The organism is Humibacter ginsengiterrae, assembly GCF_054780115.1.
In genome coordinates, this window is the sequence record NZ_BAAGWY010000008.1 from 117,633 (window position 1) to 137,047 (window position 19,415).

The 19,415-nt window shown below is 68.9% G+C and carries 13 protein-coding genes; 8 read left to right on the forward strand and 5 right to left on the reverse strand.

Annotation, left to right across the window (positions count from 1 at the left end; genetic code table 11):
* Window positions 1-41 precede the first annotated feature (41 nt).
* From ACYVII_RS11520 to ACYVII_RS11530, 3 genes are all read left to right on the forward strand, one after another.
* Window positions 42-1,148 (forward strand): LacI family DNA-binding transcriptional regulator, encoded by a 1,107-nt coding sequence (locus ACYVII_RS11520; RefSeq protein WP_460535078.1) that lies wholly within the window; start codon window positions 42-44, stop codon window positions 1,146-1,148.
* Window positions 1,149-1,702: 554 nt separating this feature from the next.
* Window positions 1,703-3,964, forward strand: a complete 2,262-nt coding sequence (locus ACYVII_RS11525) for an alpha-L-rhamnosidase (RefSeq protein WP_460535080.1) — start codon at window positions 1,703-1,705, stop codon at window positions 3,962-3,964.
* 81 nt (window positions 3,965-4,045) lie between these two features.
* Complete coding sequence (locus ACYVII_RS11530) at window positions 4,046-5,113, forward strand: LacI family DNA-binding transcriptional regulator (RefSeq protein WP_460535081.1); 1,068 nt, start codon at window positions 4,046-4,048, stop codon at window positions 5,111-5,113.
* A gap of 9 nt (window positions 5,114-5,122) precedes the next feature.
* Here the strand turns inward: ACYVII_RS11530 and ACYVII_RS11535 are convergent, their stop codons facing one another.
* The 3 genes from ACYVII_RS11535 to ACYVII_RS11545 form a co-directional block, all read right to left on the reverse strand.
* Window positions 5,123-5,974 (reverse strand): dihydrodipicolinate synthase family protein, encoded by an 852-nt coding sequence (locus ACYVII_RS11535; RefSeq protein ID WP_460535082.1) that lies wholly within the window; start codon window positions 5,972-5,974, stop codon window positions 5,123-5,125.
* Complete coding sequence (locus ACYVII_RS11540; protein ID WP_460535083.1) at window positions 5,971-8,670, reverse strand: glycosyl hydrolase family 2 protein; 2,700 nt, start codon at window positions 8,668-8,670, stop codon at window positions 5,971-5,973. Before ACYVII_RS11540 ends, ACYVII_RS11535 begins: the two co-directional genes overlap by 4 nt.
* 383 nt (window positions 8,671-9,053) lie before the next feature.
* Window positions 9,054-10,055 carry a LacI family DNA-binding transcriptional regulator gene (locus ACYVII_RS11545; RefSeq protein ID WP_460535085.1) on the reverse strand — a complete coding sequence of 334 codons (1,002 nt, stop codon included), beginning with the start codon at window positions 10,053-10,055 and terminating at the stop codon, window positions 9,054-9,056.
* A 346-nt stretch (window positions 10,056-10,401) separates the two neighbouring features.
* On the opposite strand from ACYVII_RS11545, the gene ACYVII_RS11550 reads away from it, so the two are divergent.
* The 5 genes from ACYVII_RS11550 to ACYVII_RS11570 all read left to right on the forward strand — a co-directional run bounded on the left by ACYVII_RS11550 (window position 10,402) and on the right by ACYVII_RS11570 (window position 16,526).
* Window positions 10,402-10,869 (forward strand): L-rhamnose mutarotase, encoded by a 468-nt coding sequence (locus ACYVII_RS11550; protein WP_460535086.1) that lies wholly within the window; start codon window positions 10,402-10,404, stop codon window positions 10,867-10,869.
* Window positions 10,866-12,029, forward strand: coding sequence for an L-rhamnose isomerase (gene rhaI / locus ACYVII_RS11555; protein WP_460535088.1), 1,164 nt, complete (start codon window positions 10,866-10,868; stop codon window positions 12,027-12,029). The genes ACYVII_RS11550 and rhaI overlap by 4 nt, the downstream gene beginning before the upstream one ends.
* Window positions 12,026-12,943: an alpha/beta hydrolase gene (locus ACYVII_RS11560; RefSeq protein ID WP_460535090.1), complete on the forward strand. Its 918-nt coding sequence runs from the start codon at window positions 12,026-12,028 to the stop codon at window positions 12,941-12,943. The genes rhaI and ACYVII_RS11560 overlap by 4 nt, the downstream gene beginning before the upstream one ends.
* A gap of 104 nt (window positions 12,944-13,047) precedes the next feature.
* Window positions 13,048-15,084, forward strand: coding sequence for a bifunctional aldolase/short-chain dehydrogenase (locus tag ACYVII_RS11565; RefSeq protein ID WP_460535093.1), 2,037 nt, complete (start codon window positions 13,048-13,050; stop codon window positions 15,082-15,084).
* Entirely contained in the window at window positions 15,081-16,526 is a 1,446-nt protein-coding gene (locus tag ACYVII_RS11570; protein ID WP_460535095.1) for a rhamnulokinase, read from the forward strand. Before ACYVII_RS11565 ends, ACYVII_RS11570 begins: the two co-directional genes overlap by 4 nt.
* Window positions 16,527-16,685: 159 nt before the next feature.
* Here the strand turns inward: ACYVII_RS11570 and ACYVII_RS11575 are convergent, their stop codons facing one another.
* On the reverse strand, window positions 16,686-17,774 hold the full coding sequence (locus tag ACYVII_RS11575; protein WP_460535097.1) for a GDSL-type esterase/lipase family protein: 1,089 nt from the start codon (window positions 17,772-17,774) through the stop codon (window positions 16,686-16,688).
* Between the two features lie 37 nt (window positions 17,775-17,811).
* Window positions 17,812-19,413, reverse strand: a complete 1,602-nt coding sequence (locus ACYVII_RS11580) for a right-handed parallel beta-helix repeat-containing protein (protein WP_460535099.1) — start codon at window positions 19,411-19,413, stop codon at window positions 17,812-17,814.
* Window positions 19,414-19,415: the final 2 nt, after the last annotated feature.

Below are 19,415 nucleotides of genomic sequence, written 5' to 3' on the forward strand. Positions count from 1 at the left end.
GATACACGATATCGTGGGGCAGCGTCGAGAAGGGGGCCACGGTGGCCAGAACGAAGTCGGGTGTGCGACGCGGTGGCGCCACGATCGCGGACGTCGCAGCGCGGGCCGGAGTGTCGCTGTCGACCGTCTCACGGGTGATGAACGGCAGCACCACGGTCGATGCCGCGCTCGCCGAGCGGGTGCGGGAGGCTGCATCGTCCCTGGGCTATTCCGCCAGTCCGCTGGCCCGCAGTCTCGTGCTCGGCACCACGCAGACCATCGCGGTCGTGGTGCCCGACCTGGGCAACCCCACGTTCCAGGGCGCGCTGCGCGGGCTCAGCGACGGGGCATCCGAGCGGGGCTACCACGTGCTCGTCGCCGATTCGCATGAGCAGGCGAGCGAGGAGCGGGTTCTGGCTCTGGATGCCCGTCGCCGCTGCGACGGCATCGTCCTGTGTGCGCCGCGCATGCCCGCCGAGGAGCTCGCGGCCGTGCTGCCGCTACTGGCTCCCGCCGTCATCATCAATCGCATCCCGGATCCCGCCACCTCGGCGCTCGGCGGCATGGCTTCGATCGGTCCGGGACCGGCCGAGAGCGCCTCCCCTCAGCGGCGGGACTCGGCACAGCATGTGCCGTCCGTGGTCGCGGATTACAAGGCGGGCCTCACGGGACTACTCGACCACCTCTACGAGCTCGGCCACCGCGAGATGCTCTACCTCGCGGGCAGCCGGCAGGCCGCCTCGAACCTCAACCGGTTAGCCGCCATCCGCGAGTTCCAGGCATCCCACACCGATGCGAGCATCGCGACGAGTCCGTGCGGGGTCGGCTTCGAAGACGGACACGCCTCAGCACAGGTCGTCGTCGACTCCGGCGCGACGGCGGTGCTCGCGTTCAACGACCTCGTCGCCATGGGGCTGCTGAGCGCGCTCGGCGAGAGGGGCATCCGCGTGCCAGAGGATGTCTCGGTCACCGGATTCGACGACATCCCCTTCGCCCGCTACACCACGCCGCCGCTCACGACGGCCGCCATCCCCGTCGAGGACCTCGGCGAGCAGGCGTGGCAGCGCATGTGGTCGCTGCTGGAGGGAACCGCGCCCGCGCACGACCTCTCGTTCGGCCCGCACGTCGTCCCTCGCGGCTCGACCGGCCCGGCTCGCCGCGCCCGCTGAGCGCCCGCGCCAGCCGCGAGCCGTCGAGCCGCGAACGCCGAGTCGCGGAGCCGCCGAGCCGCGGAGCCGCCGGGACGTCGAGCCGCCCCGCCGCTGAACCGTCGAGCCGCGGAGCTGCCGAGCCGCGAAACTAGGCGTATGCACTGACGCTAGGTGCTGTGCGGCTAGTGTCGGCCTGTACACCTAGTGTCGCCACGGATTCACGCGGAGGGCGCCGCAGCCGAGTCCGGAGCGGGAGCCGCGGTAGCGACGGGCGCGCCGTTCTACACGTGGGCATCCGGGTGGAGTTTCTGCTCGTGGTCGTACTCACCTCGACACCGGATTCGTCTCGGTTCCGTGCCTGCTCGACGTGATGTGGGAGAACGGCCACCACGACCTCGCGCATACCTTGCTGCGCCTCGTTCTATGAGCGAGTTTCCGAACGAGGATTGAATCGTCACAACCCGGCGCTTGACACGACGGGGAACGGCTTCTAGCGTCGGATGGAACGCCGTCTTTGAAGCGTTTCAATATCCCACTCACCTTTATCGATCCCGCAGAGAGAGCCCAGCACAATGACGTGGCACGCACAGATGATCGCTCCCGATTCGGCATTCGATTCAGCCCCGCTGCTCCGCAGCGAGTTCGACCTCGACGAAGGGCACGGAGCGGTCCAGAAGGCGACGCTCACCCTCACCGCTCGCGGCATCGTCGAGGCCTGGTTGAACGGCCGAGCCGTCTCCGACGACGTGCTGACGCCGGGGTGGAGCAGCTACGAGTGGAGGTTGCGTTACGCGACCTACGACGTGACTGAGTTGATCGAGGCTCGCACCGCGATCGCACTGGCGCTCGGCAAGGGCTGGTTCGGCGGCCGCCTAGGCTGGACCGGCCGCGGCTGGTTCTACGGTTCAGAGCTCGGTGCGTTCGCCCAGCTCGAGATCGAGTTCGCCGACGGGAGCCGCCAGCTCGTCACCACCGACGAGAGTTGGAAGAGCGGGCCGAGCGCTGTGCTCGCCAACGACCTGTACGACGGCGAGACGATCGACGCGCGCCGCCTCGACGATGCGTGGAAGCATCCTGGATTCACGGCCGACGACTGGGTCGGAGTGCACGCCGTCGACTTCGACACCGCTACGCTCGCGCCCTACATCGGGCCGCATGTGAAGCGCTGGAACGAGCTGCCGGTCGCCGAAGTGATCACCTCACCGTCGGGCAAGACACTCCTCGACTTCGGTCAGAATCTGGTCGGATGGCTGCGTCTTCGTGTGCAGGGACCGGCTGGCACCGAGATCACGGTGCGGCACGCCGAGGTGCTCGAGCACGACGAGCTCGGAACTCGGCCGCTTCGCACGGCGCAGGCCACGGATCGCTTCATCCTCAGCGGCGGCGAGGATGACTTCGAGCCCACGTTCACGTTCCACGGCTTCCGATACGCGGAGATCAGCGGATGGCCCGGCGAGTTCGACCCAGCGGCTGTCACCGCCGTGGTCGTCGGCTCCGAGCTGACGCGCATCGGGACGATGACGACATCCGATCCGCTGCTCGACCGGTTCCACGAGAACGTGGTGTGGGGCATGCGGGGCAACTTCGTGGACGTGCCGACCGACTGCCCGCAACGCGACGAGCGGCTCGGGTGGACGGGCGACATCGCCGCGTTCGCGCCGACCGCGGCCTTCCTGTTCGATGTCGACTCCTTCCTCTCTGACTGGCTCGTCGACCTCGATCTGGAGCAGCAGCACCACGATGGCATCGTCGGGTTCGTCATTCCCGACGTGCTCAAGTTCGCCGACCGGGAGGAGCCGAGCGATCTCGGCCCGATCGACTCGACCGCGATCTGGAGCGACGCCGCGGTCTGGGTGCCGTGGACGCTGTACCAGGCCTACGGCGACACCGACGTGCTGCAGCGCCAGTTCGGCTCGATGGCCGCGCACGTGCGACGGGTCGAGTCGCTGCTCTCCCCAAGCGGGGTGTGGGACGCCAACTTCCAGTTCGGCGACTGGCTCGACCCCGATGCTCCGCCGGAGGACCCGGCACGCGCTAAGGCCGACAAGGGGGTCGTCGCGACGGCATCCGCCTACCGGTCGGCCCGTATCGTCGCCGACGTCGCAAAGGTGCTGGGCCTGACCGAGGAGTTCGCCGAGTTCGACAGGATCGCGACACGTCTGCACCAGGCGTTCAACGACGAGTACGTCGACGAGCAGGGCGTGGTGAAGAGCGACTGCACCACCGTTTACTCGCTGGCCATCGCGTTCGGGCTGCTGAGCCCCGAACACGAGGAGTTCGCCGGGCGTCGCCTGGCGGAGCTCGCCGAGCAGGCCCAGTACCGCATCTCAACCGGCTTCGCCGGCACGCCGTTCATCACGGATGCCCTCACCAAGACCGGGCACGTGGATGCCGCGTATCGCCTGCTGCTCGAACGCGAATGCCCGTCGTGGCTGTACCCGGTGACGATGGGCGCGACGACTGTGTGGGAGCGCTGGGACTCGATGCTGCCCGACGGCACCATCAACCCCGGCCAGATGACGAGCTTCAACCACTACGCGCTCGGAGCCGTCGCGGACTGGATGCATCGCGTCGTCGGCGGCATCGCCCCGCTCGAACCCGGGTACTCGTCAGTGCTGGTCGCGCCGCAACCGGGCGGCGGCCTCACCGATGTGGAGACCGCGCTGGAAACCCGGCACGGCCGCGTCGCCGTGCACTGGACACTGAACGACGGAAAGCTGACGGTGGATGCCGATCTGCCCGAGGGCGTGGACGGCATCCTGCGTCTGCCCGGGCAGGAGGACAGGCCGTTGTCCGGCGGGCGCGCCACCGCGACGGTGTCGCTGCCGGCCTGACCCCCGCGCCGGACTCGTGGACGAGCACCCGATCGATTGAAGCGCTGCAAGCCGAGCCGCGTCGGGCATTAGGCTGACGCCATGCGAGCGCGCGCCGACTCCACGCGAGCGCGGCGGCAGCCCAAGCTCCAGGATGTCGCCGCGCGTGCAGGAGTATCCGCTGGAACCGTCTCGAATGCGCTCAACCATCCCGAGAAGGTGGCACCGGCGACCCTGCATCGGGTCGTCAGCGCCATCGAGGAGCTCGGGTTCACGCGCAACGGCGCGGCGAGTACGCTCGCCTCTGGCACGAGCACCGTCCTCGGACTCGTGGTCATCGACCTGATGAACTCGCTCTTCGTCGACATCACGCGAGGCGCTCAGGGCCCGGCCCGAGCGCATGGTTTCGATCTGCAGATTGCGGACAGCGCCGTCGATGAAGACCAGCAGTTCTCCCACCTGCACTTCCTGCAACGCGCCCGGGCGGCCGGCGTGCTGCTGGCGCCGATCCAGGAACCGCATGAGAGCATCCGGTTCCTCCGCGAGCATTCGGTGCCCGTGGTTCTCGTCAACTACGCCCCCGAACGCGACGATTGCTGCACGGTGCTCATCGACAACGAACAGGTCGGTTACCTCGCCGCGCGGCATCTCATACGGCTGGGTCGCACCCGCATCGCGTTCCTCGGCGGGCTCGATCCGTTGCAGCCGGTGGTACAGCGCCGGAAGGGTGTGCTGCGGGCGATCGGCGAAACCGATGGCATCCAGCTCCTCGACATCGAGACCGCCGACCTCAACCCGCCCAGCGGCTCGGCCGCCGGCGCAGCGTTCGTCGCCATGCGGAGCCAGGACCGTCCGGATGCCGTGCTCGCCGTCACCGACCTGCTCGCGATGGCGATCATCAGCGAATTCAGGGCAGCAGGCATCCGGGTGCCCGAAGACGTCGCCGTCATGGGATGCGACCACAACTCCGCTGCGTGGGGCGGCGCGGTGCCCCTGACCTCGGTGAACCTGCGCGGACAAGAGCTGGGCAAGGTCGCGGTCGGCCTCATGCTCGCCGAGCTGCGGGAGGCTCCGGAGGTGCACGAGCACCGCACCGTCGTCCTCGAGCCCAGCCTCATCGTGCGCGAGAGCACGATCGGCCGGGAGCGTGTCGTTCCCGCGACGGGTTGAGCCGTTGAGTCACCCGGCGAGCGCTCGATGCAACACGGCCAGCCGCTCGTCGGTGGGTGGATCGAGCGACACGCGCGCCGGACCGGCCGGCAGGCCGCGCGCTTCAAGCCCTGCCTTGAGCAGCCGGATGTCGCCGCCACCCACCGCCTCCACCGCCCGGTCGATCGCGGGTTGCCAGGCAGAGGCATCCTCCCCGGCGTTCAGAGCTGAAGCGGCCGCGACGAACGGCTCGGGGAACACCCCGCACACTCCCGACACGACTCCCGCACCACCCAGGCCGGCCAGGCGCACGAGGTCGGCGTCGTTGCCCGCGAGCACGCGGAAGTCCGGCGGCACGGCACGCATGTACTCGGTCACCTCTGCCGCGGAGAGCCCGGAGATCTTCGCACCAGCGATGCCGGGGATCGCGGCCAGGGCGGCCAGTTCGCGCGGGGACACGGTCGTCGTTGCCCGGGCCGGGAACACGTAGACGTAGACCTCGGCCTCCGGGACGGCACTCGTGAGCAGGCGGTAGTACTCGGCGACGGCGATCGGACCGGCCGTCTGGTAGTACGGGGTGATCGCACCCAGCCGAGTCGCTCCGCGGTCCCATGCCGCCCGCGCGAGCGCAACGGCCTGCCGCGCGGTCGCGGCGCCGACGTGAGCGTAGACGCCGTCGGCACCGAACACCTCGAGAGCGCACTCGATCACCGCGAGTCGCTCGTCATCGCTCAGTGCCGTGAATTCGCCGGTCGTGCCTGGGGTGAACACGCTCTCGATCCCGGATGCCCGGATCGCCTCGAACAGCGTCCTCACGCCGGGCAGGTCCAGCTCGCCGTCCTCACGGAACGGCGTGATCGGCGCGCACACCAGCTCTGTCATCGCGACCCCTCCCAGCGCAGCGTCGGAACCGCCAGCAGCCCCGACCGTAGCCCGTCCGCCGCATGCTCGACGTCTTGCATGCGGAACCGGACTCCGTATCGCTCATGGGATGCTGCTACCTCCGCCTCCAGCGACCGCACGACTTCTGGCGCGGCGAGCGCCGCGGCCGTCGCGTTGCCGACGGTGACGCTCAGCACGTTGTCGCCCGGTCGGAGTGCACCCGTCACATCCAGGCGATACGGCGGAGCGTAGAGCGCGCCGCACTCCACCCCGTTCACGGCGACGACGGCGATCTCGCGGATCGGCGGCTCCACCATCGCCCGGAAGGATGCTCCGCGCATGCCCCGCTCGGCGGCCTCGTCCGTGCGCACCGGCGCCGCCTCACCGAAGTCGAGCTCGACGCGTGCCGGCCGTTCGTCACCCCAGAGCGCCGTCGCGTCGAATACGTGCTCGTAGGTCGCCGTTCCCGCGAAGTACGGCCGTTCGTCGCTCCAGTCGTGCGGGAGCGCGGCGGGCGAGGCGTCTTCGCCGGGGAACGTCACCGTCCATGGCCGCGCCTCGTCGCCGAGTGGATGCTCGCCCCTGCTCACCGCACCGGCTTGCGACGCCTTCCCGGTCGCCGAGTTCGATCCCGCGTCGGTTCCGGTGAGCACGAGTACACGCGCCTCGTAGGGCGCCAGCTCGAGGGGGACGACGGGCCCGTCGCCCTCGCCGGTGACCAGCCCGGCCTGCGGATCCCAAAGCTGCCAGCGCACCCCGGTCGCACGCGGACTCACCGAGAACCGGCGGCCCTGTGCTCCCGTGTTGGCGACGAAGTAGACATCGACCTCGTCGACGCGGCGGTGCACGAACCCGATATCGGGGCACGACGGCTCGATGCGCAGGTCGGGCGTCGCAGTCGCGCGCAGTTCGCTGCCCAGTGCGTCATCGGTGGTCACGCGCCAGGTCGATGAGTCATGGGCGGCCGCCGTCTCGCGCGGCACGTCGATCACTGTGCCGCCGGCCTCCTGCACGGCACGAAGCCAGCCACGCGTGCGCTCTGGCAGGCGTTCGACGTGCGGAAGCACCACCGGGCCCGTGGCGGCGACCGCTGCCGGGTCGAGTGTTTCGAGCATCCGATCGTCGACGAGGTCGAAGTCGAATCCCGCATCGCGGATCGCCGCCGGGATCGCGCCGCCGATGATGTCGCGGGCCGTGCGCCACAGGTCGAGCGTCCCGCCCTGGGCGACCCCGAGCATGTCGTACGCGTCGGCGGACGGGAGGTACAGCGTCACGTCGGCGACCGGCTGTCCCTGGCGAAGCAGCCAGCACAGCCGGGTCAGGTACTCGGCGAGGGCCGGCATGGCAGGCCACCACGCGTTACGGTCGTCGAGCGCTCCGGATGCGTAGAACAGCCTTCCGAGGTCTGCGCCGGAGGCAGCAGGCGATGCGGGCCAGCCGTGGCCGATCAGGTGGTTCACACCGAGCAGGAAGTGCTCGTGTGCCTCGCCCTTGAGATCGAGCGGGGTGGCACGCAGCGAGGGCGAGTGCACCCAGGTCCACGCTTCGGCCGAGACGATGTCGCGGCCCAACCGGTGTGCAGCGGATGCCGCCCAGCGCGTCTGCGTCACCCCGCGCCATCCCCAGCCCTCACCCTCGATGATGTCGACGGCGCGGTACGAGCTGAGCCGGGTGAGCGGAACACCGTAGTTCTGCACGCGGAACGGCACACCTCGCTCCGCGGCCCATTCCCTGATCTGCGTCAGGAAGTTCTCCTCGAACAGGTCGGAGAGCGTCTCGTAGAACTCGGCACGGAACCGGTCTGCGCCTGGCGCGTCGAAGCGGAGCTTCCAGAGCTCGTCCAGCGGGTCGCGGGAGCGCCGTTGGCGGAACTCGGCGGGCAGGGTGGGCGTCCAGTCCGCGTCGTAGGCCTCCAGGCTGTCGCAGAAGACGGATCCGATGCGGTCGGCGCCGACGGCATCCACCAGCGGATCGGCGACCGCCTTGAGGTGGTCGCGCACCGCCGTTGCCGAGTAGTGGTCGAGTACCGGTCCTTCGGCACCGGCTGCGGCGCGTTTGACCTGCTGCCCGGTCGGGACCGACCACGCGAGCGCGACGAGCCGTGGGGTGCGCCTGGCAGGTACGAGCGCAAGAGCACCGTCGGATGGCGCTGCTTCGATCGCAAGGCGCTCGAACGACGCCGGCGGCTCCTGAAGGGATCCCTCCCCGACGTACGCGGCGACGAGTTCCTCGCCCGGCCACCGCGGCCCGGCACTGATCGAAACCGAGTCTCCGCCGATCTCGCGTACGTCCCAGAGCAGCTTCCGCGACGCAGTCTCCGCCGTGACGTGCGGACCACCGAACGACCATCCGCTGCCCAGCGTGACGTCGAACCGCAGCCCCAGCGACGCTGCCGTGTCGGCGGCGAACCGCAGGTCGTCGAGGAACCCGGCAGACAGGAACGGATGCTCGACCCGGCTGAGCGGGTACACATACGCGACCTCGACCCCGCCGAGCCCGGCATCCGCCACCGCATTCAGCTGGCGCACGATATCTGACCGCGAGACATCCGGGCCGAACCACCACCAGCGCATCATGGGTCTGGCCCCGGGCGCCGGAGCCGCGAACCCCGCGAGCAGGGCGTCGGCATCTCTCGTCGGCGAGGCTTCACCACCCGTCCCGACGTCGACTCGAATGGGGTCGGGAGGCACCGGCATGGCGGTCCTTTCGCGTCTGCAGCAGTGAGAACGTGCCGTCTCATCCTGAAACGATTCAGGGTGAGAGTCAATGTCGTGCCGCTCCTGCTGGCGCTTCGCGGCATAAGGGAGGATGCCGCGCGTGTTCGGCGTTACGCGATCGTGATAGGGCTCCTCGATTGCGGCTTGACCACGTGCTCAAGGGGTCGTAGTGTTCGAGCTATTGAATCGCTTCAATTGCGGTTCGAAGAATTCCCCGTGGCGAGCGGAACGAACCGACTCGTCTCATGAACCGACCCGGCGTCGGCACCGATCGCACAAGCTTCGAGATGTACTTGGGGCCGGGCAATCCGAACCCGCACTATGCGACAGCGGCAACGAGGCGACCGGCGCGGGCCGACGGTTCAGCCCGCGGTCGACTCGCGCACGACGAGTTCAGGCTGGTAGACGATCTGCTTCGGTTCGAAGCCCTCTCCCCGCTCCGCCTCCCCGAGGAGCAGGTCGACGGCGGTGTGGCCGATCAGCGCGGCGGGCTGCCGCATCGAGCTCAGGGGAACGGTCGCGGCGGCGGCGAAGTCGATGTCGTCGTAGCCGATGATCGCGAGGTCGTCGGGGGGACGGATGCCCGCCGCGATCGCCGCCTGCAGCACGCCGATCGACACCAGATCGTTCGCGGCGAGCACGGCATCCGGACGACGGGACGCCTCGCGCGCCAGCAGTTCGGCGCCGGCCTCGGCGCCGGCTCGCACGGTCAGCGAGGAAGTCGGCACGTACTCGAGCGCCGCGCCCGCACGCTCCGATGCAGCGATGCGCGCTCCGGAGAGACGATCGGCCACCTGCCTGATCGAGTCCAGCCCGCCCACGAAGGCGATTCGTCTGCGGCCGATCTCGATGAGGTGCTCGACGGCGGTGCGGCCGCCGGCCACGTCATCCACCGCCACCGAGGAGAAGCTGCGGTCCGGCGCCTCGCGGTCGACCAGCACGACGGGGATGCCCCGATCCCGCGTCTTGCGCAGCCTCGGCAGGTCGTCGGCGACCGGGCTGATCAGCACTCCGTGCACGCGCTGCTCCTCGAACAGATCGAGGTAGGCGGCCTCGCGCAAGGTGGCCTCGTCGCTGTTGCCGAGCAGTATGGAGAATCCGTCTTCGGATGCCCGCCCCTCCGCGCCGCGCGCCACGTCGGTGAAGAACGGGTTGCCGACGTCGAGAACGATGAGCCCGATGCTTCTGCTGCGGCCCGCGCGCAGCTGGCGCGCCGCATCGTTGCGCACGAAGCCGAGATCGGCGATCGCCGCGTTGACCCGCTCGACGGTGGACGCAGCGACGCGCTCCGGCCGGTTGAGCACGTTCGAGACGGTGCCCACTGAGACGCCGGCCGCGATCGCGACATCGCGCACACTCACCATGAGAGACCTCCTGACGCCCGGTCCGGTGCTCGCGGCCGCTCTGCCGTCGAGGTTGTCTACGCCGGGCGTGTGAAACGAATCATCTCACGCCGTATACGTGTAGCCCGGGAGATGGAACGCCGCTTCACTGTACGAGGTTGACCGCCCCAACGAAATTGCGGTCCCGAAGTGTCGCTTCCACGGCAGCCACGCGACAACTTCGGACCACAATTCGTGGGGAAGTGCGGTGGGCGACGCCCGCACCTCTCCGCAACGCTCGGATAACGGCTGGGCGACGAAGGGACGTCGCGGGTTGCGAGCGGGCACCGTTTATGAAACGATTCAATGGCTCGTGAAAGGAATGCCGATGACGTCGACTCAACGGGTGTGCTTCCGGCTCAGGGTGCGACCGGAGCTTCTGGATGAGTACCGTGCCAGGCACGCGAGCGTGTGGCCGGAGATGCTGCGCGAGATCGAGGCATCCGGACGCCGCAACTACTCGCTGTTCCTGGCCGACGACGGCGAACTCGTCGGATACTTCGAGACAGACGACATCGCGGCCAGCGAGCGCTACCTGGCGCAATCGGAGGTTGCGGCACGCTGGGAGGCGGACATGGGGCGCTTCTTCGTGGCGCTCGACGGACGCGCCGACCAGGCATCCGAACAGCTCCCCGAGGTATTCAACCTCGAGCGGCTGCTGCGGGAGCTTCCGCAGTCGTCAGCAGCACAGGCACCCGACGCGCAGGCATCCGGTCGGCAGGCATCCGAATCCGAATCCGAAACGTCACATCAGGCCCACGGCGTCGTGGGCGAGGCAGGAAAGGCAACCACATGACCATCTCGTCAGACACTCTCGATCTGCTCGGCCGTCAGGCGATCGAGCTGCCGAGCTGGGCGTTCGGCAACTCGGGCACCAGGTTCAAGGTGTTCGGCTCGCCGGGCACGCCGCGCGACCCGTTCGAGAAGATCTCGGACGCCGCCCAGGTGCACAAGCACACCGGCCTCGCCCCCAGCGTTGCGCTGCACATCCCGTGGGACAAGGTGCCCTCGTACTCCGACCTGAAGAAGCACGCCGAAGACAACGGCGTCGCGCTCGGCACGATCAACTCGAACACGTTCCAAGACGACGACTACAAGCTGGGATCGGTCACGCACTCCGACCCGCGCATCCGTCAGAAGGCGATCGATCACCACTTCGAGTGCATCGACATCATGAACGAGACCGGCAGCCGCGACCTCAAGATCTGGCTGGCCGATGGCACGAACTATCCGGGCCAGGACGACATGCGTGGCCGTCAGGATCGCCTGCACGACTCGCTGTCGAAGATCTACGAGCGCATCGGCGACGGGCAGCGGCTCGTGCTCGAGTACAAGTTCTTCGAGCCCGCGTTCTACCACACCGATGTGCCCGACTGGGGCACCTCGTACGCCCAGGTCAGTGCCCTCGGCGACCGTGCGGTGGTGTGCCTGGACACCGGGCACCACGCGCCGGGCACCAACATCGAGTTCATCGTGATGCAGCTGCTTCGCCTCGGAAAGCTCGGCTCGTTCGACTTCAACTCGCGGTTCTACGCCGACGACGACCTGATCGTCGGGGCCGCGGATCCGTTCCAGCTGTTCCGCGTCATCCTCGAGGTGATCCGCGGTGGCGGCTACGCCAACCCCGACGTGGCGTTCATGCTCGACCAGTGCCACAACATCGAGAAGAAGATCCCCGGGCAGATCCGCTCCGTGCTGAACGTGCAGGAGATGACCGCCCGCGCTCTGCTCGTCGACCGGGACGCCCTGACCGCCGCACAGAACGCCGGCGATGTGCTGACGGCCAACGGCATCGTGATGGACGCCTTCTACACGGATGTCCGACCCGACCTCGCCGATTGGCGCGAGTCTCGCGGTCTGCCGCGCGATCCGAGCGCTGCATATGCGGCATCCGGATACCAGGAGAAGATCGAAGAGGAGCGCGTCGGCGGCACCCAGGCGGGATGGGGAGCATGAGCACCGTGTCGACCACGGGATCGGCTTCGGAAGCGGCGCGGGCATCCGGAGTCCAGGTCGAGAATCGCGTGATCGAGGGGCCGCACGGGCCGCTGCGCGTGCGCGTCTACCTGCCGAACGAGCCCGCCGGACCGGGACTCGTGTGGCTGCACGGCGGCGGCTTCTTCGCCGGCGACCTGGACATGCCGGAGGGCGACTGGGTCGCCGAAGAGTTCGCGCGACGCGGCGTGACCGTCGTGTCGGTGGACTACCGGTTGGCGCCGACGCCGGCAGTGTTCGCATCGCCGGAGAAGCCTGCGAAGGCAGAGGGCGTGCACTATCCGGTGCCGGTCGACGAAGTGGTGTTCGCGTTCCGCTGGGCTGCGCAGTCGGGGCTCGCCGACGGGCCCTGGGCGCTCGGCGGCGCGAGTGCAGGCGGCAACATCGCCGCAGGATCGGCGCTGCGCCTGGCGCACGACGGCGGCCCCGTTCCGGCGCTCGCCGTGCTCGCCTACCCGACGCTTCTCGCGGTGCAGCCGCGGCCGGATGCCGCGCTGCGCGGCGCACTCGACGCGAACCCGGATGCCGACCGCTTCGCTCCTGATGCGGTCGCCAGAATGTACCAGAACTACCTCGGTGCGCCTCTGGATGCCGCGCCCGCCGACGATCTGCCGGTCTACGCGGTCCCGGGGCTGGCGACGACCGAGCAGCTGGCATCCTTCCCGCCCACCATCATGATCAACGACGATGTCGACGAGCTCCGCGTCTCGGGCGAGGCATTCGCCGCGTCGCTGCGCACGGCCGGGGTCGACATTGACGCCTCGACCGAGCCGGGCACCGGGCACGGGCACCTGAACCGCCCGGAGGAGGCCGCGGCATCCGCCTCGATCGAGAGGTTCGCGGCGCGCATCCTCCGGCTCGCGCCGTCCGACTGACGGGGCTCGCGTCCGGCTGACCGGGCTCGCGGCATCCGACCGACCACGTTCGCGGCATCCGACTCCGACGGCGCCGACGATCATCCGAATCACTGGAGAACACCATGACGAACCAAGCCGTCACCGACTTGATCGCGCGCAGCAACCGCCTGGGCGCCGATCCGCGCAACACGAACTACGCCGGCGGCAACACGTCGGCCAAGGGCGCGGAGACCGATCCGGTCACCGGTGAGCAGGTCGACCTGCTCTGGGTGAAGGGCTCCGGCGGCGATCTCGGCACGCTCACCGAGAAGGGTCTGGCGGTGCTGCGGCTGGACCGGGTGCGTGCGTTGCAGAACGTGTACCCGGGGGTGGAACGCGAAGACGAGATGGTCGCCGCGTTCGACTACTGCCTGCACGGCAAGGGCGGCGCTGCCCCGTCGATCGATACCGCGATGCACGCGCTGGTGGATGCCGCGCACGTCGACCACCTGCATCCGGACTCGGGCATCGCGTTCGCGACCGCCGCCGATGGCGAGCAGTTGACGAAGGATGCCTTCGGCGGCCGGGTGGTGTGGGTGCCGTGGCGCCGTCCCGGGTTCCAGCTCGGGCTCGACATCGCCGCCGTGAAGCGTGAGAACCCGGATGCGATCGGCTGCATCCTCGGGGGCCATGGCATCACGGCGTGGGGCGACACCTCCGAGGAGGCCGAGGCCAATTCGCTGTGGATCATCCGCACCGCCGCCGAGTACATCGATGCGCACGGCAAGGCCGACCCGTTCGGCGGCGTCCGGGCCGGGTACGAGGCGCTGCCGGATGCCCAGCGCAGGGAGCGCGCAGCGGCGCTGGCTCCCACGATCCGCGGGCTGGCATCACACGACAAGCCCATGGTCGGGCACTTCACCGACTCGGATGTCGTGCTCGACTTCCTGGCGTCCGAGAAGGCGCCTGCGCTGGCGGAGCTCGGCACGAGCTGCCCCGACCACTTCCTCCGCACCAAGGTCAAGCCGATGCTGCTGGACCTGCCCGCGACGGCATCCGTCGAGGAACAGCTCGAACGGCTGAAGGAACTGCACGAGCAGTACCGCGCGGACTACCAGGCGTACTACGACGCGCACGCGACCGAGGACAGCCCGGCGATCCGCGGGGCCGATCCGCTCATCGTGCTCGTGCCCGGTGTCGGCATGTTCAGCTTCGGTGCGAACAAGCAGACCGCGCGCGTCGCGGGCGAGTTCTACGTGAACGCAATCAACGTGATGCGCGGCGCCGAGGCGCTCTCCACCTACTCCCCGATCCCGGACTCGGAGAAGTTCCGCATCGAGTACTGGGCGCTGGAAGAGGCGAAGCTGCAGCGCATGCCGAAGCCGAAGACCCACCAGGGGCGGATCGCGTTCGTCACGGGGGCGGCATCCGGTATCGGCAAGGCGATCGCCACCCGGCTCGCGGCCGAGGGCGCGTGCGTCGTCGTGGCCGACCTCGACCTCGAGAAGGCGCAGGCCGTCGCCGCCGAGCTGGGGACCACGGATGTCGCGATCGGCGTCGCAGCGAACGTGGCGGATGCCGAGGGGGTGCAGGCCGCGATCGACGCCACCGTGCTCGCGTTCGGCGGCATCGACCTCGTCGTGAACAACGCCGGCCTGTCGCTGTCGAAGCCGCTGCTTCAGACCACCGAGAAGGACTGGGACCTGCAGCACGACGTGATGGCCAAGGGGTCGTTCCTCGTGTCGAAGGCGGCGGCATCCGCTCTCCTCGCCCAGGGAATGGGCGGCGACATCGTCTACATCTCGTCGAAGAACAGCGTCTTCGCCGGGCCGAACAACATCGCCTACTCCGCAACGAAGGCCGACCAGGCGCACCAGGTGCGACTGCTCGCGGTCGAGCTCGGCGAGCACGGAGTGCGGGTGAACGGCATCAACCCGGACGGCGTGGTGCGCGGGTCCGGCATCTTCGCCTCCGGCTGGGGAGCCAACCGCGCCGCCACGTACGGCGTGAAGGAAGAGGACCTCGGCCAGTTCTACGCCAACCGCACCATCCTCAAGCGCGAGGTCGTGCCCGAGAACGTCGCCGACGCCGTGTACGTGCTGACGGGCCCCGAGCTCAGCCGCACCACCGGGCTGCACATCCCCGTCGACTCGGGCGTTGCGGCCGCATTCCTGCGATGACTGCCGGCACGCTTGTCGTCGCGATCGACCTCGGCGCGACCAGCGGGCGCGTGATCCTCGCCCGGGTGTCAGGTGACGGCCCCGGGGTGCTCGAACTCGAGGAGGTGGCGCGGTTCCCGAACGAACCGGTGCAGCGCGAAGACGGACTGCACTGGGACATCGCCGCGCTTCGCGAGGCCGTGCTGAACGGGCTGACGGATGCCCGTGCCGCCGCAGAGCGCACCGGGGAGCGCATCGCGTCGATCGGCATCGACTCGTGGGCCGTCGACTACGGCGTGCTGCGCGAGGGACAGCTCATGGCCGCGCCGTTCCACTATCGGGATTCGCGCACCGCCCGAGGCGTCGAGCGCGTGCATGCACTCGTGCCCTTCGAGGAGATCTACGCGCGCAACGGACTGCAGTTCCTGCCGTTCAACACCGTGTACCAGTTCGCGGCGGACCCGCTCGTCAGCGAGGGGCTGGGTGAGAGCATCCTGCTCATTCCCGACCTCTTCGCTTACTGGCTGACGGGCGCCCGTGTGGCGGAGGAGACCAACGCGTCGACGACGGGCCTCGTGCCCGCCGTGGAGGCGGAGCCCCGCTGGGATGCCGAACTTGCGGAGCGCGTCGGCGTGCCCGCAGGCATCCTGCCGCCCGTCGTGCGCCCGGGTGACGTCATCGGCACCCTCAGCGTCGAAGCGGCGGAGCGAACCGGGCTCCCGCAGTCGACGCCGGTGGTCGCGGTCGGTTCGCACGACACGGCATCCGCCGTCGTCGGCACGCCGCTCGACACCGAGGGCTCCGTGTTCGTGTCGTGCGGCACCTGGGGTTTGGTCGGCGTGGAGTCGCCGACGCCGGTGCTGACCGCGGATGCGCGCGACTCCGGCTTCACGAACGAGCGCGGCGTGGACGGCACGACGCGGTTGCTGCACAACGTGATGGGGTTGTGGGTGCTCAACGAGTGTGTTCGCGCATGGCAGGAGGCAGGCGCGGACGCCGATCTCGCCGCGCTCCTGGATGCCGCATCCGCGCCGGCCGTGCCGTTCACCGTGTTCGACATCGACGACCCGCGGCTCATGCCGCCGGGCGACATGCCTGCTCGGGTCGAGCAGCTGTGTCGCGAGGCGGGCGGGCTCGTTCCGCGGGGCATGCACGAGTTCGTGCGCAGCATCGTGGAGTCGCTGGCGGATGCGTTCGCGCGGGCGGCGGCACAGGCATCCGCTCTGGCAGGCACTCCCCTGGCGGCGATCAACATCGTGGGCGGCGGGGCACGGAATGCACTGCTCTGCCAAGCGACGGCGGATCGCGCCGGGGTGCCGGTGATCGCCGGCCCCGTCGAGGCGACCGCGATCGGCAACGTGCTCGTGCAGGCGCGGGCGGCCGGTGCAGTGGGCGGGTCGCTCGCCGACCTGCGCGCGCTCGTCGTCGCCACGCAGCCCACCCTGCGGTACGAGCCTCACTGAGGGATCGTCGTCATCCGACCGGCGACCCGGGCCTGCGCTCGGCCTATCGGGCATCCGCCGGCTCGATCCGCTCCGCCGGATCTAGGCCTGCCGAGGGCCGAACGCGTACGGCCGGGCGGAAGGGAACCCCTCCGCCCGGCCGTGTTCAACGCCGTCTGCTTATGCGGCGTCGTGTCGCACGAACCAGGACGCATCGAGGCGGGCGTCCTGGATCAGGTTGACGACCAGCCCTGCGATCTTCGGTGCTCCGACCGCGTTGGTGTGGGTGCGGTCGACGTACAGGGCTGGAGCCTGGGCGGGTCCGAGTTGTTCCAGGAATGCCTGACTGGCGGCGGTGAGGTCCAGCAGCGGGGTGCCCAGCTGGTGGGCCAGGTCGCGCAGCACCGCGGGCAGGTCGACGCCGAGGTTGTTGACGATCCGTCCGGTGGGGGTGATCTTCCCGTCCGCGTCGAACAGGATCCGGCACGGCGGGGTCACCACGACCGGTTGACCGTGCTGCTGCCGGGCACCGGTGATCAGGGTGGTGATGTTCGCCCGGAAGTCGGCCTCGGTGGTCTGCTTGTCGTTGTGCGCCAGCTGGATGAAGACCTCGTCGCCTTCCCTGATCTGCGGCTTCACGGCCGCCCACAGGGTCGGGTTCCCCAGCCACGACACCGAGCTCTCCCCCGAGTCGGCGAAGTTCACCACCGACAGTCCCTCCCGGAAGAACTGCGGAATCGCCTGCGCCCACCCGTACTTCGGTCCGACCAGCCAGTCCGCCGCGGTCGAATCGCTGACCACCACGATCCGCTGCCGCGGCTGCGGCGGCAGAATCTTCGCATCGATCAATGCCGCATCCGATCCGATGGCGTACACCTGCAGCCCCGGCGTGCCCGGACCCTCCTCCCCGGTGGGCATGCTCTCCGGGTTTCGGACATTCACCGTGACCGTGCGGGTGACGAACTCCCCCGCCGCGGTGTGTACGTCCGCGAACACGGTGCGCCACGCCTCCACCTGCACACCCGTGCTCGCGGCCGCGTCCGCACTGCCGAACTTCAGCATCAGGTCATAATCGCCTGGCGGGACATCGAACGAGAACGCCGGACCGGCGGTCGTGCCGGTCGGCACCGGCGTACCACCGGGCGGTGACGTGACGGTCTCCGCCGCAGCCTCCGCCGTGGCAGGCAGAACGAACGCAGCAGTCGCAGCCGCAGTCATCCCGACCAGGAACCCCCTCCGGCTCGCCCCAGACGCCTTCATGTGTGACATCGTCATTCCTCCACTTCGAGCGGTGTCGGTGATGCGCCTACGCCGTGAGCGCGCCCGCCACCAGGGTCAGCGTCTCGGCCGCATAGGCGCTGACGTGCTTGCCGGACTGGGCGACGAGCTCGTTGGTGAAGGCCCCGAGCTCGTGGTCCTGCAGCTTCGACACGAGGCTGTCGGCGATGCCCTGGTCGTCGATGTCGCCCGACTGGGCGTACACGCCGACGAGTTTCTGCAGCGTCGCGAACACATCGCCCTTGTCCGCGAGGTAACCGAGCCCGGCCTTCTGCGCCGCCGAGCCGGCGACGGGCTTCAAGAAGTTCACGTCGGGAAGGCTTCCGTCCGCCTTTCGCGGGGCGGTGAGCTGCTGCATGTCCAGGCTCTCGAATTCGGATGCCGTCAGGTCGAGCCCGCCGTTCAGCGTCCACGAGTTGTTCGTCTCGTTCGCGGCAGGCGTGTTGTCGTTCATGGTCAGCGGCCCCGTGAACGCGAGGTTGTTGTGCAGCACCTCCCGGTAGCCGGCGATGTTGTCGGGGCTCGTCGGGCTGACGCGTTCCAGCATGTTGAAGTCGGCGCCGTAGCCCGGCTTGTAGCCGGTGTTGTTGATCCAATACGCCGATTGTGCGGGCTGGTGGTTCGCGTAGAAGTTGTTCGCGCCGTTGTCGGCCGCGAGCGAGTCGATCACGGTGTGCAGCGGGATCGGATCCGGCAGCCCGCTGGTCGCGTAGGCGAATCCGCCGACCTTGAAGCCATTCTGGTCGCCGATGCCGTTCTGGTTGCCGTGCATGTCGAACGACCAGTCGTCGATATACGCGACCCGGCCGTGCGATGAGATGCTGTCGAATCCGTCGTCGCTGTTGTGCCACGAGCGGTCGCCGATGAACCACACGTTCTTGGCGTGGGCGCCGAACCCGTCCGTGTTCCCGGCCGCTGTCGCTGTCGGGCCGATGTTGTCGTGCGAGTCGCTGTTCAGCACGACGCCGGTGCCGTCCATCGTGTAGTAGAAGCCGTTGGCCTCGTTGCCGTACGCCGCCATGTCGACGAAGTTGGCGCCGCCCGAAATCCGGAACGCCTCGGACTGCTTCTGCGCACCGACCTTGACTCCGGTCACGTCGAATCCCACGAAGTTGACGTCGGTCACGTTCGTCTGGATGTAGAAGGCGGCCACGCGCTGATCGGTCGGCACATTGCTGAAGTCGAACACGGGCCTCGGGTCGCCCGGGTACGCCTCGTACGTGATCCCGCTCTTATAGATGGGGTTCACGTAGTGATAGACGTCCTCGAACGGATTGTTCGTCTCCGGAATCGTGAAGTCGTTGTAGACGCCTCCACGGATGTAGACCACGTCTCCCGAGGATGCCGCGGCCTGTGCCCGCATCAGGGTCTTGAACGGGGCATCCTTCGTTCCCGGATTGCTGTCGTCACCGGTCGGCGAGATGTAGTACGCGTGCGAGCCGGGCGACGTCGTGTGCGTCAGCACGTTCAGCACGGACAGCGCGGAATCCGTCGGGAGGCTTGCCGCGTTCGTCGTGGCCGTGTCGGTCGTCGACGTCGTGTCGGTGGTCGCAGCGTGGGCTGCGACGGGGGTGAGCAGAAGGCCGGCGACACAGGTGCCGGCGAGGGCGATGCGTTTGATGCTTCTCACGT